The organism is Sulfitobacter sp. M05 (genome assembly GCF_029285175.1).
Classification (GTDB): Bacteria; Pseudomonadota; Alphaproteobacteria; order Rhodobacterales; family Rhodobacteraceae; genus Sulfitobacter.
On sequence record NZ_JABEDH010000003.1, the window covers coordinates 232,359 to 247,476 of the forward strand.

The 15,118-nt window shown below is 58.6% G+C and carries 16 protein-coding genes; 8 read left to right on the forward strand and 8 right to left on the reverse strand.

Going from position 1 to position 15,118, the window contains the following annotated elements:
- Positions 1–108: 108 nt before the first annotated feature.
- Positions 109–489, reverse strand: a complete 381-nt coding sequence (locus HKX44_RS14855) for a MerR family DNA-binding transcriptional regulator (RefSeq protein ID WP_276153228.1) — start codon at positions 487–489, stop codon at positions 109–111.
- Between the two features lie 119 nt (positions 490–608).
- Here HKX44_RS14855 and HKX44_RS14860 point away from each other — a divergent pair, with 119 nt between their 5' ends.
- Genes HKX44_RS14860 through HKX44_RS14870 form a run of 3 tightly spaced genes read left to right on the forward strand, consistent with a single transcriptional unit; the run spans position 609 to position 2,882 of the window.
- Positions 609–1,031: a PaaI family thioesterase gene (locus HKX44_RS14860; protein ID WP_276152146.1), complete on the forward strand. Its 423-nt coding sequence runs from the start codon at positions 609–611 to the stop codon at positions 1,029–1,031.
- Positions 1,028–1,534 carry a PaaI family thioesterase gene (locus tag HKX44_RS14865; protein ID WP_276152147.1) on the forward strand — a complete coding sequence of 169 codons (507 nt, stop codon included), beginning with the start codon at positions 1,028–1,030 and terminating at the stop codon, positions 1,532–1,534. Before HKX44_RS14860 ends, HKX44_RS14865 begins: the two co-directional genes overlap by 4 nt.
- A gap of 1 nt (position 1,535) precedes the next feature.
- Positions 1,536–2,882, forward strand: a complete 1,347-nt coding sequence (locus HKX44_RS14870; RefSeq protein WP_276152148.1) for an MATE family efflux transporter — start codon at positions 1,536–1,538, stop codon at positions 2,880–2,882.
- Here HKX44_RS14870 and arsC read toward each other — a convergent pair.
- From arsC to HKX44_RS14890, 4 genes are read right to left on the reverse strand one after another with little or no spacing between them, the layout of a single operon-like run.
- The gene (gene arsC / locus HKX44_RS14875) at positions 2,872–3,216 is read right to left on the reverse strand and encodes an arsenate reductase (glutaredoxin) (RefSeq protein WP_276152149.1); all 345 of its coding nucleotides are present in this window, start codon (positions 3,214–3,216) and stop codon (positions 2,872–2,874) included. The two genes, HKX44_RS14870 and arsC, sit on opposite strands and share 11 nt — an antisense overlap.
- Positions 3,213–4,256, reverse strand: coding sequence for a quinone-dependent dihydroorotate dehydrogenase (locus tag HKX44_RS14880; protein ID WP_276152150.1), 1,044 nt, complete (start codon positions 4,254–4,256; stop codon positions 3,213–3,215). The genes arsC and HKX44_RS14880 overlap by 4 nt, the downstream gene beginning before the upstream one ends.
- Complete coding sequence (locus HKX44_RS14885; RefSeq protein WP_276152151.1) at positions 4,253–4,684, reverse strand: DUF1330 domain-containing protein; 432 nt, start codon at positions 4,682–4,684, stop codon at positions 4,253–4,255. Before HKX44_RS14885 ends, HKX44_RS14880 begins: the two co-directional genes overlap by 4 nt.
- Complete coding sequence (locus HKX44_RS14890) at positions 4,681–5,031, reverse strand: DUF952 domain-containing protein (RefSeq protein WP_276152152.1); 351 nt, start codon at positions 5,029–5,031, stop codon at positions 4,681–4,683. The genes HKX44_RS14885 and HKX44_RS14890 overlap by 4 nt, the downstream gene beginning before the upstream one ends.
- Before the next feature lie 157 nt (positions 5,032–5,188).
- Between HKX44_RS14890 and HKX44_RS14895 the strand changes: the two genes are divergently transcribed.
- Positions 5,189–6,748, forward strand: a complete 1,560-nt coding sequence (locus HKX44_RS14895; RefSeq protein ID WP_276152153.1) for a bifunctional metallophosphatase/5'-nucleotidase — start codon at positions 5,189–5,191, stop codon at positions 6,746–6,748.
- A gap of 173 nt (positions 6,749–6,921) precedes the next feature.
- On the opposite strand, the gene HKX44_RS14900 is transcribed toward HKX44_RS14895, so the two are convergent.
- Positions 6,922–7,962 carry an AraC family transcriptional regulator gene (locus HKX44_RS14900; RefSeq protein WP_276152154.1) on the reverse strand — a complete coding sequence of 347 codons (1,041 nt, stop codon included), beginning with the start codon at positions 7,960–7,962 and terminating at the stop codon, positions 6,922–6,924.
- 131 nt (positions 7,963–8,093) lie between these two features.
- Between HKX44_RS14900 and HKX44_RS14905 the strand changes: the two genes are divergently transcribed.
- Together HKX44_RS14905 and HKX44_RS14910 are read left to right on the forward strand one after the other, a co-directional pair.
- Positions 8,094–9,119, forward strand: coding sequence for an alpha/beta fold hydrolase (locus tag HKX44_RS14905; RefSeq protein WP_276152155.1), 1,026 nt, complete (start codon positions 8,094–8,096; stop codon positions 9,117–9,119).
- Between the two features lie 137 nt (positions 9,120–9,256).
- Positions 9,257–9,943, forward strand: coding sequence for an SOS response-associated peptidase (locus tag HKX44_RS14910; protein WP_276152156.1), 687 nt, complete (start codon positions 9,257–9,259; stop codon positions 9,941–9,943).
- A 19-nt stretch (positions 9,944–9,962) separates the two neighbouring features.
- Here the strand turns inward: HKX44_RS14910 and HKX44_RS14915 are convergent, their stop codons facing one another.
- Both HKX44_RS14915 and HKX44_RS14920 read right to left on the reverse strand, forming a co-directional pair.
- Complete coding sequence (locus tag HKX44_RS14915) at positions 9,963–10,313, reverse strand: hypothetical protein (protein ID WP_276152157.1); 351 nt, start codon at positions 10,311–10,313, stop codon at positions 9,963–9,965.
- Between the two features lie 118 nt (positions 10,314–10,431).
- Positions 10,432–11,346, reverse strand: a complete 915-nt coding sequence (locus tag HKX44_RS14920; RefSeq protein ID WP_276152158.1) for a LysR substrate-binding domain-containing protein — start codon at positions 11,344–11,346, stop codon at positions 10,432–10,434.
- Between the two features lie 99 nt (positions 11,347–11,445).
- On the opposite strand from HKX44_RS14920, the gene HKX44_RS14925 reads away from it, so the two are divergent.
- Positions 11,446–12,669, forward strand: a complete 1,224-nt coding sequence (locus HKX44_RS14925; protein WP_276152159.1) for an acyl-CoA dehydrogenase — start codon at positions 11,446–11,448, stop codon at positions 12,667–12,669.
- Between the two features lie 95 nt (positions 12,670–12,764).
- Positions 12,765–14,945, forward strand: a complete 2,181-nt coding sequence (locus HKX44_RS14930; RefSeq protein ID WP_276152160.1) for a thiamine pyrophosphate-dependent enzyme — start codon at positions 12,765–12,767, stop codon at positions 14,943–14,945.
- Positions 14,946–15,118: the final 173 nt, after the last annotated feature.

Here is a 15,118-nt window from a genome sequence, read left to right on the forward strand (position 1 = left end):
GCTCCCCCCTTTTCGCGTCGACCAAGGGGAGAGGCCGCGGGCAAGTGATTCAAGTTTTTCTCGAAACACTATAATGACTGTTGTTAAAGCGTCAGACTGGGGCGGGGCCTAGCTGTCGACTTTGCTCAGCGCCAACGCGGTGCCGTCGCGCAACTCTTTCAGTTCCAGAATGGCTTCATCCAGTTGCCTACGTTGATCCGACAGTTCGGAAAGCTGTTCATCCGCCAGCTTTACCCATGCCTTCATTTGGCTTTCTTTGCCTTCGTTTTCATAGATCAGCAGCCATTGCCGCGTGACTTCCAGCGGGAAGCCGAATTTACGCGCGCGCAGGATCAGCGTCATGCGGGCCCGTTCACGCGGTCCATAGAACCTTGAGCGGCCCTCGCGGTCTGGATGTAGAAGCTCGATATACTCGTAATACCGCAAGGTGCGGGGGGTAACATCGAATTTTGCGCACATTTCCTTAAAGGTCAGGCGGTCGTCTGCCATAGGTCGTATCTCCCTTAATCAATAAGGTAGGCCGATGCGGAACTGAGCGCAACAGGTGGCCTTGCCCTTTACGTTCCGTCTCGTGATAAAGGGTCAAGTTTGGCCAGAGGACCCCCTAGATGGCAGATATGATGAAACAGGCAAGCCAGTTTATTCAGGCGCTGCCCCATGCCAAAGCACTTGGTATGGAGCTGGAAGAACTCGACAGTGGCACGGCAGCGATTTCGATGCCCTATTCCGAGGACATTATTGGCGACCCCGACACCGGCGTGGTGCATGGCGGCGCGGTTTCGGCCTTGCTGGATACCTGTTGCGGTGCTGCGGTGATGAGCCACCCCAGTAACCCTGCGGGTACGGCGACAATTGATTTGCGTATCGAATATCTGCGCGCGGCAACACCGGGCCAGCGCATCAAGGCGCGCGCAACCTGTTATCATGTGACACGCTCTGTCGCCTTTGTGCGTGCCACTGCGATGGACGAGGATGAAGAGGTGCCCGTTGCCATGGCCACCGGCACTTTCACAGCGGGGAATGGCAAATGATCAAACGTCCTGAACCTGTGCAGATTGTGAAACAGCGGCGTGACAGCGTGTTGCGCGCGCTTGTGGGGCGGGTGCCCTATATCAACTTCCTTGGCGTCACCTTTGAGCGGCGCGGCGACGAGCTGACGGCGATTATGCCGTTCAAGGACGAGCTGATCGGTAACCCCTTGCTGCCGGCCCTGCATGGCGGTGCAACAGCCGCGTTTCTGGAGGTAACGGCAATCATATCGCTAAGCTGGGGTATGATCTGGGAAGATATGGAAAGCGGTGCGTTGGAGATTGACGACATCGACAATATCGCCTTGCCGCGTTTGCCCAAAACCATTGATTTTACCGTGGATTACCTGCGCTCGGGCCTGCCGCGTGATGCCTATGCCCGTGCCCGGATCACCCGCGCGGGGCGCCGGTACGCATCGGTATATGTGGAGGGCTGGCAGGACAACCGCGACCGGCTGTTTGCACAGGCCACGGGGCATTTTGTCATGCCCAAACGGAGCAGCTAAGATGGACACCCGCGCAAGCGGCGGGGTGGGGGAGATTGGCCACAAGCGGGTGCTGCGCATTGCACTGCCGATTGTGATTTCAAATGCAACAGTCCCGATTTTGGGGGCAGTTGATACCGGTGTCGTTGGCCAAATCGGTCTTGCCGCGCCGATCGGGGCTGTGGGTCTTGGCGCAATTGTCCTGTCCGCGTTCTATTGGTTTTTCGGTTTCTTGCGTATGGGAACCGTGGGGCTGACGGCGCAGGCCGCTGGTGACAATGACCATGCCGAGGTGACCGCGCTGTTGACCCGCGGCTTGCTGATTGGTCTGGGTGCCGGGCTTGTGGTGATCGGGCTGCAAATCCCGCTGTTCAGCGCGGCCTTTCTGGTTTCGCCCGCGTCGCCCGAGGTGGAAACCTTGGCCCGTCAGTACATGGCAATTCGCATTTGGTCGGCACCGGCTGCAATAGCGATTTACGCCATTACTGGCTGGCTGATCGCGCAGGAACGCACCCGCGCCGTGCTGGTCATTCAGCTGTGGATGAACGGGCTGAACATCGCACTGGATTTGTGGTTTGTGCTGGGCCTTGATTGGGGCGTGCAGGGGGTTGCGGTTGCGACCTTTCTGGCGGAATGGGGCGGGTTGGCCGTAGGGCTTTGGTTCTGCCGCGCGGCCTTTCAGACACCGGGCTGGCGCAATTGGGTTCAAGTCTTCAGCCGCGCGCGTTGGGTGCGGATGATCCGGTTGAACACGGATATTTTGCTGCGCTCAATCATGCTTGAGGCGATATTCCTGTCGTTCGTTTTTATCGGTTCAGACATGGGGGATGTGACGCTGGCGGCCAATCAGGTTTTGCTGCAATTCCTGATGATCACCGCATTTGGTCTGGATGGTTTCGCTTTTGCCGCTGAGGCACTTGTGGGGCGTGCGGTCGGAGCAGGGCGAGTTGCTGATCTGCGGCGGGGCGCTGTGCTGGCCTCGTTTTGGGCCTTTATCGTGTCCTTTTTGATTACCTTTGCGTTCTGGCTGACCGGTCCACAGATCATTGATCTGATGGCCAAAGCCCCCGAGGTACAGGCAAGCGCGCGGGTATTTCTGCCCTATATGTTGCTGGTGCCGGTGCTGGCCTGTGCGGCCTTTATGCTGGACGGGATCTTTATCGGTGCCACACGGTCGCGCGACATGCGCAATATGATGGCGCTGTCCTTTGTGGTCTTTGTGGTTGCGGTGCTGGTGTTGGTGCCTGCCTTCGGCAATCATGGCCTGTGGGGGGCGATGCTGATCTCTTTTGTGGCGCGGGGCGTTACGCTGGGTCTGCGTTATCCGGCGCTGGAACGCGCGGTTCAGGCTGCGCCGGCTACAGCATAACCTCAACCGCTTCGGGTGGCCGTCCGATGACCGCCTGACCGTTTTTGCAGGCAATCGGGCGCTCGATCAGGATCGGGTGCGCGGCCATTGCGGCCACTAGGGCATCGTCACCCATGTCTTTGCGCAGCTCTAGTTCCTTGAACAGCTTTTCACCGGGGCGCATCATCTTGATGGCGGGGATATTGCCCAAGGCCCGGCGCATCTGTTCGATTTCCGCAAGACTTGGTGCGTCTTGCAGGTAGAGGCGCGGGGTCACCTCGGCACCTGCCGCTTCGATCAGCGCAAGTGTCTGGCGTGATTTCGAACACCGCGGATTATGCCAGAGGGTAATCATAACCAGTCCTCGCGTTTGCTGCCCACCGCATCTGCGACATTGGCAAATCCGTCTGCTGCCAACAGCTCATCCAGCCCCTGTACGATCTGGGTGACCAGCGACATGCCTCCGAACACCAAGGCGGTGTAGAGCTGCACCGCAGATGCACCAGCGCAGATTTTGCCATAGGCCTGTTGGGCGGAACCAACGCCACCCACGCCAACCAGAGGAATATCCGTGAGCGTTGAAAGGCGTGCCAGAACGCGGGTGGATTTTTCAAACAGCGGCGCACCCGACAGCCCGCCCGCCTGCGTCGCATGTGGGCTGTGCAAACCCGCGCGATCAAGCGTCGTATTGGTGGCAATGATGGCGCAGACACCGGCCGTATTGGCCACATCAGTGACGTCCGCGATTTCGGCCTCGGTCAGATCGGGCGCAATTTTCAGGAACACAGGCGTGGCACCGCGCACGTCCATGACACCGTCCAACAGCGCGGCCAGCGCGGCCTTGCCCTGCAAATCACGCAGCTTTTCTGTGTTGGGCGAGGACACGTTGACGGTTGCGAAATCAACATGGTTGCGGGCGGCTTCCATGACCCGGGCGAAATCGGCGGCACGGTCGGTGCTGGTCTTGTTCGCGCCAAGGTTCAGGCCCACAGGCACCCCTGCGCCGCGCTGGGCGAGACGGGTGCAAATTGTTTCTGCGCCTTCGTTGTTGAACCCGAAACGGTTAATCGCAGCCTGATCACGGGTCAGGCGGAACAACCGGGGTTTGGGGTTGCCCGGTTGTGGCAGCGGTGTTGCGGCTCCGACCTCGATAAACCCGAAACCACTGCGTGACAGCGGCGCGATGGCGGTGGCGTTCTTGTCAAAACCGGCGGCAAGGCCAATGGGATTGGGCAGGTCTATCCCGGCCAGCGTCGTTTTAAGGCGGGCCGAGGTTACCGGCCCCGGCGACGGTACCAACCCCAGACGCAGGGCGCGGATCGCCAACCCATGGGCGGCTTCGGGATCAATGCGGTGCAGGGCCGCCAGCCCCAGCCGTTCCATCGCGGCGCTCATGCGAAAGCCCTTGTCGGGCTGCCGGGCTGACAGCGGATCAACCTTGAGGTTTTGACCGCCGCCTGCCGGTGAACAACGGCGCGTTGGTAGTCGGGGTTGGACACCATTGCCAGAAACGCATGGGCGTTGGGATAATGGGCAATGAATGTCGCGTCCCAGCTTTCTTGCGCAGGGCCGATCAGGGTTAGCTCGAAGGTGCCGCGCCACAGGATACTGCCGCCGACACTTTCAAGTATCGCGGCAGTCTCAGCCCCGTAGTGGCCATAGGCCTCGGCCCCCGTCAGCCCGTCGCGGGCCAGTTCGTGATCACCGGGGTAATTCGCCAGATCATTGAACTTTACCAGATTGAGCATGTTCAATTCACTGTCACGGTCCAGATTTTTAAAGGCCTCGAACTGGGCACGGTCCGGATCAACATAGGGAGTCATCGGCTTGCCTCTTCGAAACCGGGGGGAAATTGGTGCTGACCGTCAGCCAGCGGCAGGGGCTGAGCCCAAACCACATCTTCCAGCAGCATGGTGCGGTAAAGATGCGGGAACAACGCGTCCCCGCGCGAGACCTCCCACTTCAATGCATCACCTGCGGCTTCAGCATTCACCGCAATCAGGAATAAATCCTGCGCGCCTGCAAAATGTTTTGCGGCTGTTTCACGTGCCTGATCGGCGGTGGAGAAATGCACATAGCCGTCGGCGAGATCAATCGGCGCGCCAGCGGTTTCGCCTTTTTCACGCAGAACCTGCCATTCTTCGGATCGAAAGATTTTGAAAATTAACATGTGGAGGTGATGCCCGTACGACATCCAAGCGTCAAGCCGCGAACCGCCTGTTAAACCGGCAAGGGCGGGTAACTTTGCCTGTGGTGTCAACTACCTCTTTGACAGGCAGAAGGTCAGGGGCCACCATGCTGCATAGATTCCATTTGGGGGAAAACCGATGAAACGATTCCTGACAAGCGTAGCAGCATTTGGCCTGATGGCCGGAGCGGCGGCAGCCGATTATAAACTGACAATCCTGCACACCAATGATTTCCATGACCGGTTCGATCCGATCAGCAAATATGACGGGCCTTGCTCTGCTGAGGACAACACCGAAGGCAAGTGTTTTGGCGGAATCGCGCGGATGATCACGGCCATCGGTGATGCGCGGGCCCGTGGGGGTGAAAACCAGATTTTGCTTGATGCGGGTGATCAATTTCAGGGTTCGTTGTTTTACACGCAATACGGCGGTGTCATGGCGGCAGAGTTCATGGAACAGCTGAACTATGACGCGATGGCTGTTGGCAACCACGAATTTGACGATGGGCCAGAAGGGTTTGCACCCTTTCTTGATCTGGTGAGCTTTCCGGTGATTTCCGCAAACATCGACGTTAGCGGCAATAACATGTTGGCGGGCAAGATTGATAAATCCACCATTCTGGAGGTCGGTGGCGAGCGGATCGGCATCGTTTCCGTGCTGGCCGAAGACACGGCTGAAACCTCGTCTCCCGGGGCGAGTGTGATTTTTTCTTCGGCCATAGACGCGGCACAGGCCGAGGTTGATGCACTGACGGGACAGGGGATCAACAAAATTATTCTGCTAACCCATGTCGGGCTTCCCAAGGATATGGAGCTTGCCGAGGCATTAACAGATGTGGATCTGATTATTGGCGGTCACTCTCATACCTTGCTCAGCAACACCAACGATCGCGCGGCAGGGCCATATCCAACGTTGGTTAACGACGTGCCGATTGTGCAGGCCTATGCCTATGGCAAATATCTGGGTGAACTGAATGTCACTTTTGATGATGCCGGCAACCTGAGCGAGATCGCAGGCGAACCCATTTTGCTGGATGCCTCTGTCGTTGAAGACAAAGCAGTGGTTGCGCGGGTGAAGGAGCTGGCCATACCATTGGAAGAGTTGCGCAACAAGGTTGTGGCGCAAACGGATGAGGCCATTGGCGGGGACCGTTCGGTATGTCGTGCGATGGAATGCACCATGGGCAACCTGATTGCTGATGCGATGCTGGCCCGGGTGAAGGATCAGGGCATCGACGTGGCGCTTCAGAATGGTGGCGGCATCCGCGCCTCTATTGAGGCGGGCGAGGTGACCATGGGCGAGGTCCTGACCGTGCTGCCGTTCCAGAACACCTTGTCAACATTCGAAGTGACAGGTGCGGTCCTGCTTGAAGCGCTTGAAAACGGTGTGTCGCAGGTTGAAGAAGGGGCCGGGCGGTTCCCGCAGGTTTCGGGCATGACCTATGCCTTTGATGGCAAGCTGGAAGCCGGTTCGCGGATCAGCGATGTGATGATCAACGGCGCGCCGCTTGATCCGGCCAAAACCTATGGCGTGGTGTCCAACAACTATGTGCGCAATGGTGGTGACGGTTACAAAATGTTCAAATCGGCGGCCAATGCTTATGACTTCGGGCCTGATCTGGCCGATGTCACAGCAGAATACATCGCGGCAAATGCGCCTTACAAGCCTTACACAGACGGCCGGATAACAGTGAAGTAATCCCCCGCTACGGCTAAATTGAACAGGCGCATCTCTAGGGGTGCGCCTTTTTCTTCGGGTAAGGTTGGCTGCGGTAAGGGAAGTCTCTTCAGTCAAAAGACAACGCAGCTTCACACAGCGCTTTACCGGCCTGTCCGGTTTTGTTTTTTTGCGCTTGCTACGTTGTCGGGCTGTTATCCCCTAGGTGGGTGTTCTGCGCGATAGCTTGCGGGTGACTGGCCATAGACGCGCTGGAATTCGCGGTAGAAGTTCGAGCGCGTCAGGAAACCTGATTGCGACATGACCTTGGCGACGGAATCTTCGGTTTCACGCAGTAAACCGGCGGCATGTGCCAGCCGGAAACCGTTCACATATTGCGACACATTCATCCCCTGACTGAAATTGATTGCATTTGACAGGCTGCGCTCGGGCACGCTGAGCCGTCGTGCGATGCGTTGTACTGTCAGGTCGGGATCAAGGTAGATCTGGCTGCGTTCCAGCAGGGCGCGGGCGGCGGCTTCCAGTTTGGTCTCTTCACCTTCCACGGCGGGATCGGGTTTGGCCTTTGTGTTCCTTTGCAGGGCCATGAGTGTCGGGATGCTGGTCAGGATCAGAAGTAACAGTAAGATCAGGAGACCGGAGCCGAAGGTCACCAGTGCAGGGGCGTTTGTCCCACGGGTCATGACAAAACTGAGGGCAATTGCCGTATCCAGCACCAACAGGGCAAGCAGAAGGCCGACCGCGCCGTAAATCCAGCGGATTACGGGGCGGGCAATATCAAGGCGTGCATGGATCAGGTTGTCGGGGCCACGGCGCGCCAGCCGAACCAGCAAGGCGGTATAGATCAGATAGCTGGCGCTGATCACCAGATCAAAATCGCGAAAGATATTGGCGAACAGCCCAAGGCCCAGTGCCAGCCCAAAGGCAGCCCCCAGATGCAACAGCGCCTGTTGGCGAAACCTCGTGCCGTCCAGCGTCAGGGCCAGAAAACCGAGGTACAGCAGAGGACCGGCTGACATCGGCAGCACCCGTTGAAAAGTGATGAACCGTTCCACCCCATAGCCGAACCGCATTCCCACCAGTAGCGATTGCAGGGCAAAGCTGGTGAACAACAGCGCGAACAAGACGCCCGAGATACGCCGCCCCAGATCAAGACGCAGCATCAAAGGGGCGATCACTGCGCAGAGAAGTGCGGCGAGGATTGGCAAGGGAACCGAGAGCATTTGCGTATCCAAACCTGTCCTCCTTTACGCGCGGCCTGTCCTTGATCGTGATAGAGGACAGGGTTTACCGCCTCAAGCCGTTGTTTTTTGGGCCGACCTTCGCAATCTCGAAGGCATCAATACCCGAGAAAGGAACACAGGACATGAAGAACATTTTGCATATTGCGGCCCTTGGCCTCGCCTTAACCGCCAATAGTGCGCTGGCCTCTGAGGTGCGCACAGGTATGGCGGACCTTGCGATCAACGATGCGCGCAGTGACCGGCCCTTGGAGGGTTACATCTGGTATCCGACCGAAGAGAGCGCGCCAGCCACGCAACAACATGCCAATGCCGTCTGGCAGGGAATTCGGGCCATCAAGGATGCGGAACCGCAGGCCGGCAAACATCCCTTTGTGGTGCTTTCACATGGGATGTACGGCAATGCACGCAACCAGAACTGGCTGGCTGATGCGCTGGCGCAAGAGGGGTTTGTGGTTGCGGCGGTTCATCACCCGGGCACCTCAAGCTGGATGCGCGACCCCGATCAGGCGCGCCAGATGTGGGACCGTCCCGATGATGTCAGCCGGGTCATTGACCATGCGCTGGCCGATCCCGAGATGCGCGCCTTGATTGATCCCGACCGGATTTACATGGCCGGGCATTCTCTGGGCGGGATGACGGCGGTGGCGCTGGCCGGGGGGCGGTTTGACGCGCCCAAGGTGGCAGGGTTTTGTGCCGCACAGCCGGCGGCAATGGTTTGTGGCCTGATGGACCTGTGGCAGATTGCCAAGACTCCAGAGGACGCAGAGGCGATGCAGGCCGATTTATCTGATCCACGGATCAAGGGGTTTGCGGTTTTCGATCTCGGGGCGACACAGACATTCTCGACCGCCAGCCTGAATGCCATCACGCGGCCCTTGCTGGTGATTGGTGCGCCGAAAGGCCAGTCAGATGTCGATCTGGATGTCGAATCCCGCGCCTTGCGGGCTGCAGTGCCGGCGCAATTTGTGACCTATATGGAACCGGAAAATCTGTCGCATTTCGATTTTCTGGGCATTTGCAAACCAGGTGGGTTTGCCATTCTGAAAGCTGAAGAGCCAGAGGATGCCTTTATCTGCGAGGGCGGCGGGGATCAGCGCAGGGCAGATCAGGCGGTGGTGATCAAGGCCGTACTGGCGGCTTTTGACTGATCCCTTGGGGTGCAAACGCGCACCGGCGGCGAGCGCATCGTGACATGCTGCCGGTTCAGCGCAGAAATGCTTGACCTTTACAGTGATATTGCGTGTCCTGATCCGAACAAAGCGCGACGTTGCAGGAGAAATCATTCATGTGCGGACGAATGGCGGTGACCCTGCCGCCCGACGCAATGGCCCAGCTGTTTGCGGCGGCACCAGCGAATGATCTGCCCCAGGTGCCGGAGTATAACGTCTGTCCCACTGATCCAGTGTCGATTGTCACCAGTGACGGGCTGGGCGGCCGCAAGCTGCGCGCCATGCGCTGGGGGTTCATTCCACGTTGGTACAAGGAGCCGTCGGGCGGACCTTTGTTGATCAATGCGCGCGCTGAGACACTGGCCGACAAACCTGCGTTTCGCACGGCGGCGCGCACCCGGCGCGGGCTGATCATTGCAAGTGGGTTTTATGAATGGACCAAGGACGGCGAGGGTGGGCGCGATCCGTGGTATATCACCCGTCGGGATGGTGGGGCCTTGGCTCTGGCTGCGGTCTGGCAGGACTGGCGGGGGCAAGACGGTGTTTCACAGATGACCTGCACCATTGTCACAACCGGCGCAAACGCGCCTATGCAGGCAATCCATCACAGAATGCCTGTCATTGTTGCACAAGAGGATTGGCCGCTATGGCTGGGCGAGCGTGGAAAAGGCGCGGCGACACTGATGGGACCCGCAGCAGATGATCTGCTGGGGTGGCACCGGGTCGGTCGCGCGGTCAATTCCAACCGTGCCAGCGGAGCCGACCTTGTCGCCCCGCTGTTGCAGGACGACTCTTTAGCCTAGAGGCGCGTTATCGCGGGGATTACTCCGATGCGCCGGGCGCTGAGGCATAGCTGATCTCGCCCTCGGCCATTTCGCCGTCTGACCCTTCACCGGAAAAGGTAAGCGGGGTCGTTTCCTCAAGTTGCAGGCTATACTCGGCGTCGGGGCTCATCGGGCCGGATGTCCAGCTGCCTTCGGGTCCGCTGACAGTTTGCGAGTTGTCGCTGTCGTTCTGGAATACGATGGTATCCCCCGGGCTTGCATAGACCAGTGAAGGAAAATAGCTGCCGTCCAGAACCAGAACGACATGCTCTTCGGCCTGTGCCGTGCTGGCCAAAAGACTCAGAGCAGAAGCAAAAGCGAGAGCGCTCTTGCGTGAATACTTAAGCATTGGAATGCTCCTTGTAACGGCCCCACCCGGTCACATGGGATTTTCACTAAATGGTAAATACGGCGAAAATTTGGCAATCATGTCCGAAATCGTGCGGGAAAATGATCAGGGGGGCGAATTATTGTACTTCTTCCGGGTCCGGATCGTCGGTTTGGGCCTGACCGGTCAGCCAAGTGCGAAAAGAGGTTAGGGCGGCCCCCTCGTCACGGTCTTGTGGCCAGACAAGATAATAATTGCCAATGCTCTGCGTGGTTTGCGCCGAGGCAAGGATCAATTGCCCGTCCCGTAGGTAGGGATCGGCAAAGAAGGTTGGTAAAAGTGCGACGCCGAGGCCGTGAATTGCTGCTTGGGCCATGGTCGAGAACTGGTCAAACACCATGCCCGCCGGCGGATCGGCAGTGACGCCAAGGGCGGCGAGCCAACGGGCCCAGCCCCGCGGGCGGGTTTCCAGATGCAGCAGGGGGTGGGACAGCATGTCCTGCGCCTGAGTCAGAGGGGCATCCAGAAGATCGGGGGCGCAAACCGGCACCACGGTTTCGGGCATCAGGGGCAGGTACTGCACACCGGGCCAGTCTTCGTGACCGAAATGGATCGCAGCATCAAAAGGGCTGTCGGCGATGGCGAAAGGTCTTAATCTTGTGCTGAGATTGACCGTCACCTCCGGGTGGGCGCGGGCGAAATCGCGCAGCCGTGGGGCCAGCCAGTGCATTCCGAAGGCCGGCAAGATAGCAAGGTTCAGCGAACCACCTGTCGGGTTGGTGCGCAGCGAAACCGAGGCCTGCCCGAGCCGGTTCAAAATTTCGCGCACCTGAACGACATAGGTCTGCCCCGCCTTGGTCAGGGCCAGTTGCCGGCCCTTGCGGATGATCAGGGCGACATCCAGTTGCTCTTCAAGTGTCTTAAGCTGACGGCTGACCGCGCTTTGGGTCAGGGAGAGTTCCTGTGCGGCGGCAGTGGCGCTGCCCAGTCGCGCAACCGCTTCAAAAGCAAGTAGGGCGGAGATCGAGGGCAGGAAACGGCGGGGCGCTATCATATGACTTTTTCTCATACATTCAGGACAAAGCTGCGATAGTCTTTTGCCGCCGGATTTGCAATAAGGCCCGCAACTGCACATGCTTTGAAAGGATTTGCCATGACCTCCGAAACCCCTGCGCTGCGCGCCAAAGATGCCCCCGATCTGGGAAGCTTTGACTGGGTCGACCCCTTCCGTCTTGATACGCAACTGACCGAAGATGAACGGATGATCCGTGACTCTGCGGCGTCCTATGCGCAGGAAAAGTTGCAGCCGCGCATCGTGGATGCCTTTGCAAACGAAGAAACCGACGCTGGTATCTTTAAAGAGATGGGCGACATGGGGCTGTTGGGGATCACCATCCCTGAGGAATACGGCGGTCTGGGTGGCGGTTATGTTTCCTATGGTCTGGTTGCGCGCGAAGTGGAGCGTGTGGACAGTGGATATCGCTCAATGATGTCTGTGCAGGCCAGCCTCGTTATGTATCCGATCTATGCCTATGGGTCGGAAGAGCAGCGCAAGAAATACCTGCCGAAACTGTGTTCCGGCGAATGGATCGGGTGTTTTGGTCTGACCGAGCCTGATGCGGGTTCCGATCCGGGCAGCATGACAACACGGGCTGTGAAAACAGCAAACGGGTACAAGCTGACCGGCACCAAGATGTGGATTTCAAACGCGCCGATCGCAGATGTGTTTGTGGTTTGGGCCAAGAGCGAAGAGCATGGCGGCAAGATCCGCGGCTTTGTTCTGGAAAAAGGCATGGAAGGTCTGAGCGCGCCGAAAGTAGGGAACAAGCTGTCCCTGCGGGCATCAATCACTGGCGAGATCGTGATGAAAGACGTGGAAGTTGGCGAAGACGCCCTGCTGCCACATGTTTCTGGTCTGAAAGGGCCATTCGGCTGTCTGAACCGTGCCCGCTATGGCATTTCCTGGGGCGCGATGGGCGCTGCGGAATTCTGCTGGCACGCGGCGCGTCAATACGGGCTGGACCGCAAACAGTTTGGCAAGCCTTTGGCGCAGACGCAGCTGTTCCAGAAAAAGCTGGCCGATATGATGACCGAGATTTCACTGGGTTTGCAGGGGTCTTTGCAGGTTGGGCGCCTTATGGATCAGGCCAACGCGGCCCCCGAGATGGTGTCGATTGTGAAGCGCAATAACTGTGGCAAAGCGCTGGAAGTGGCGCGCCACGCCCGTGACATGCACGGCGGCAACGGGATTTCCGGCGAGTTCCAAGTGATCCGCCACATGGTCAACCTTGAGACGGTGAACACCTATGAAGGGACGCATGACGTGCATGCCTTGATCCTTGGACGGGCACAAACCGGGCTTCAGGCATTTTTCTGATGTCGTTTACGCGCAAGCGCGTAATGAGTTTATAAGCAAGATGAAGCAGGGGCGCGTGGGCAACACGGGCCTCTGCATTTTTACGTGAAGGTGATATGGACCGAGTTGCAATCGTACATGACAATTTTCTCCGGCGTGTCGCCGCAGGGGATTTTCCCGCAGGTGACACAGAGACCGGCGAATTGGATGCAAATACTGCATTGGGGCTATATCGCGCGCAGGTTTTGTCGCGGGCGCTGGATGTGCAGAGCCGGGTGATGCAGAAGGCCGGGCAGGGGTTTTACACCATTGGCTCGTCCGGGCATGAAGGCATGGCGGCGTTGGGCCACGCCCTTCGGGTCGATGATATCGCGTTTTTGCATTACCGAGATGCGGCGTTTCAGATTGCGCGGGCGGCCAAGGCCGGGCAGGCGGATATGATGCGCGATATGTTGTTGTCCTTTGCCTGTTCGGTTGAGGATCCGACAAGCGGCGGCCGGCACAAGGTATTGGGATCGCGGCCCCTGATGATACCGCCGCAGACCTCAACCATTGCCAGCCATCTGCCCAAGGCGGTGGGCGCGGCGCATTCGATCACCCTCGCGCGGCGCAACTGTCCAGAATATGCCATTCTGGCGCGGGATGGTATTGCCATGTGTTCCTTCGGGGATGCCTCGTTGAACCACTCCACAGCGCAGGGGGCAATCAATGCGGCAGGCTGGACGGCCGTTCAGGGGGTACCTTTGCCATTGTTGTTTGTCTGCGAAGACAACGGGATCGGCATTTCGACCAAGACACCAACCGGATGGGTGAAGGCGACAATGTCGGCGCGCCCCGGGATCAAGTACTTTGAGGCCGACGGGCTGGATATTTTTGCGGCTGTTCAAGCGGCACAGGCGGCAGCGGATTGGGTGCGGACCCACCGTAAGCCGGCGTTTCTGCATCTGCGCACTGTGCGTCTTTATGGGCATGCAGGGCCGGATGTTGTGACCTCATACCTGCCGCGTTCCGAGGTTGAAGCGGACGAAGCGCATGATCCGTTGCTTTATTCGGCACGTGGTCTGGTTACCTTGGGGATGGCGACGAAAGAGCAGGCTCTGGCGGTTTATGTCGACACGTTAAAGCAGGTCGCCGACACATCCGAAGAGATGGTGCAGACGCCGAGATTGCAAAATGCTGCGGAGGTGATGGCCAGTTTGATCCCGCCCAAGCGCAGGGTCGCCGCCGGCAACGGACCCAGCGCCGAGCAGCGCGCCGCGGTATTTGGCAGCGATATGGCGCAGATCGAGCAACCACAACCGATGTCTCGGCTGATCAACTGGGCGCTGCATGATCTGATGCTGGAACATCCCGAAACCCTGTTGATGGGCGAGGATGTGGGGCGCAAAGGCGGCAACTACGGTGTCACACAGAAGCTGCACGCGCGGTTCGGTCCGGCGCGGGTGATCGACACGCTGCTGGATGAACAGAGCATTCTGGGGCTTGCGATTGGTCTGGGGCATAACGGGTTTGTCCCGATGCCGGAAATCCAGTTTCTTGCCTATCTACACAACGCCGAAGATCAGCTGCGCGGCGAGGCGGCGACCTTGCCGTTTTTCAGCAACGGACAGTGGAGCAATCCGATGGTCGTGCGGATTTCCGCATTGGGGTATCAAAAGGGGTTCGGTGGCCATTTTCACAACGACAACTCATTGGCGGTATTGCGCGACATTCCGGGGTTGATCATCGCCTGCCCATCCACAGGGGATGAGGCGGCCTGTATGCTGCGCGAGTGTCACCGTCTGGCGCGCGAAGAGCAGCGGGTGGTGATTTTTGTTGAGCCGATTGCGCTTTATCCGATGCGCGACTTGTTGGACGCCGGTGATGGCGGGTGGATGCGGCATTACCCGTCACCGGACCAGCGGATTGGTCTGGACAGTGTTGGGGTGCATGGCGCGGGCAAGGAACTGGCGATTGTGACCTATGGCAACGGGCATTTCCTGAGCCGTCAGGCACAACAGGATCTCGCGGTGCTAGGGATTGCAGCGCGGGTCATTGACTTGCGTTGGCTTGCGCCCTTGCCAGAGGCGGCGCTGTTTGAGGCAATTGGCGAAAGGTCGGTTTTGATTGTGGATGAATGCCGCCGCACTGGCGGGCAGGCCGAGGCGCTGATGGCGCTGATGGCTGAGGCGGGTGTGGCGAAGTTTGCACGGTTGACGGCAGAGGACAGCTTTGTCGCCACAGGTCCGGCTTATGGTGCGACGCTGCCATCACGGCAGGGCATTGTGAGCGCGGCGCAGGCATTGTTGGCGCGGTAAAATAGCCCTCGTTCGAATCGGTTTACCGGTCACGGGGCTGTTTTAAGTTGAAACCCTGCTCGAGGGAATTCCGTTAAGGTATTGATCTAGCATAAAAATTTTTCACCTACGATAAATTTGCACACGTGTGCAAAAATCTCTTGCTTAATGCCGGCGCTTGTTCGACTGTCTAG

Coding starts and splice junctions, on each gene's coding strand:
- HKX44_RS14855 (WP_276153228.1), bottom strand. CDS start 489: ATGGCAGACGACCGCCTGACCTTTAAGGAAATGTGCGCAAAATTCGAT.
- HKX44_RS14860 (WP_276152146.1), top strand. CDS start 609: ATGGCAGATATGATGAAACAGGCAAGCCAGTTTATTCAGGCGCTGCCC.
- HKX44_RS14865 (WP_276152147.1), top strand. CDS start 1,028: ATGATCAAACGTCCTGAACCTGTGCAGATTGTGAAACAGCGGCGTGAC.
- HKX44_RS14870 (WP_276152148.1), top strand. CDS start 1,536: ATGGACACCCGCGCAAGCGGCGGGGTGGGGGAGATTGGCCACAAGCGG.
- arsC (WP_276152149.1), bottom strand. CDS start 3,216: ATGATTACCCTCTGGCATAATCCGCGGTGTTCGAAATCACGCCAGACA.
- HKX44_RS14880 (WP_276152150.1), bottom strand. CDS start 4,256: ATGAGCGCCGCGATGGAACGGCTGGGGCTGGCGGCCCTGCACCGCATT.
- HKX44_RS14885 (WP_276152151.1), bottom strand. CDS start 4,684: ATGACTCCCTATGTTGATCCGGACCGTGCCCAGTTCGAGGCCTTTAAA.
- HKX44_RS14890 (WP_276152152.1), bottom strand. CDS start 5,031: ATGTTAATTTTCAAAATCTTTCGATCCGAAGAATGGCAGGTTCTGCGT.
- HKX44_RS14895 (WP_276152153.1), top strand. CDS start 5,189: ATGAAACGATTCCTGACAAGCGTAGCAGCATTTGGCCTGATGGCCGGA.
- HKX44_RS14905 (WP_276152155.1), top strand. CDS start 8,094: ATGAAGAACATTTTGCATATTGCGGCCCTTGGCCTCGCCTTAACCGCC.
- HKX44_RS14910 (WP_276152156.1), top strand. CDS start 9,257: ATGTGCGGACGAATGGCGGTGACCCTGCCGCCCGACGCAATGGCCCAG.
- HKX44_RS14915 (WP_276152157.1), bottom strand. CDS start 10,313: ATGCTTAAGTATTCACGCAAGAGCGCTCTCGCTTTTGCTTCTGCTCTG.
- HKX44_RS14920 (WP_276152158.1), bottom strand. CDS start 11,346: ATGATAGCGCCCCGCCGTTTCCTGCCCTCGATCTCCGCCCTACTTGCT.
- HKX44_RS14925 (WP_276152159.1), top strand. CDS start 11,446: ATGACCTCCGAAACCCCTGCGCTGCGCGCCAAAGATGCCCCCGATCTG.
- HKX44_RS14930 (WP_276152160.1), top strand. CDS start 12,765: ATGGACCGAGTTGCAATCGTACATGACAATTTTCTCCGGCGTGTCGCC.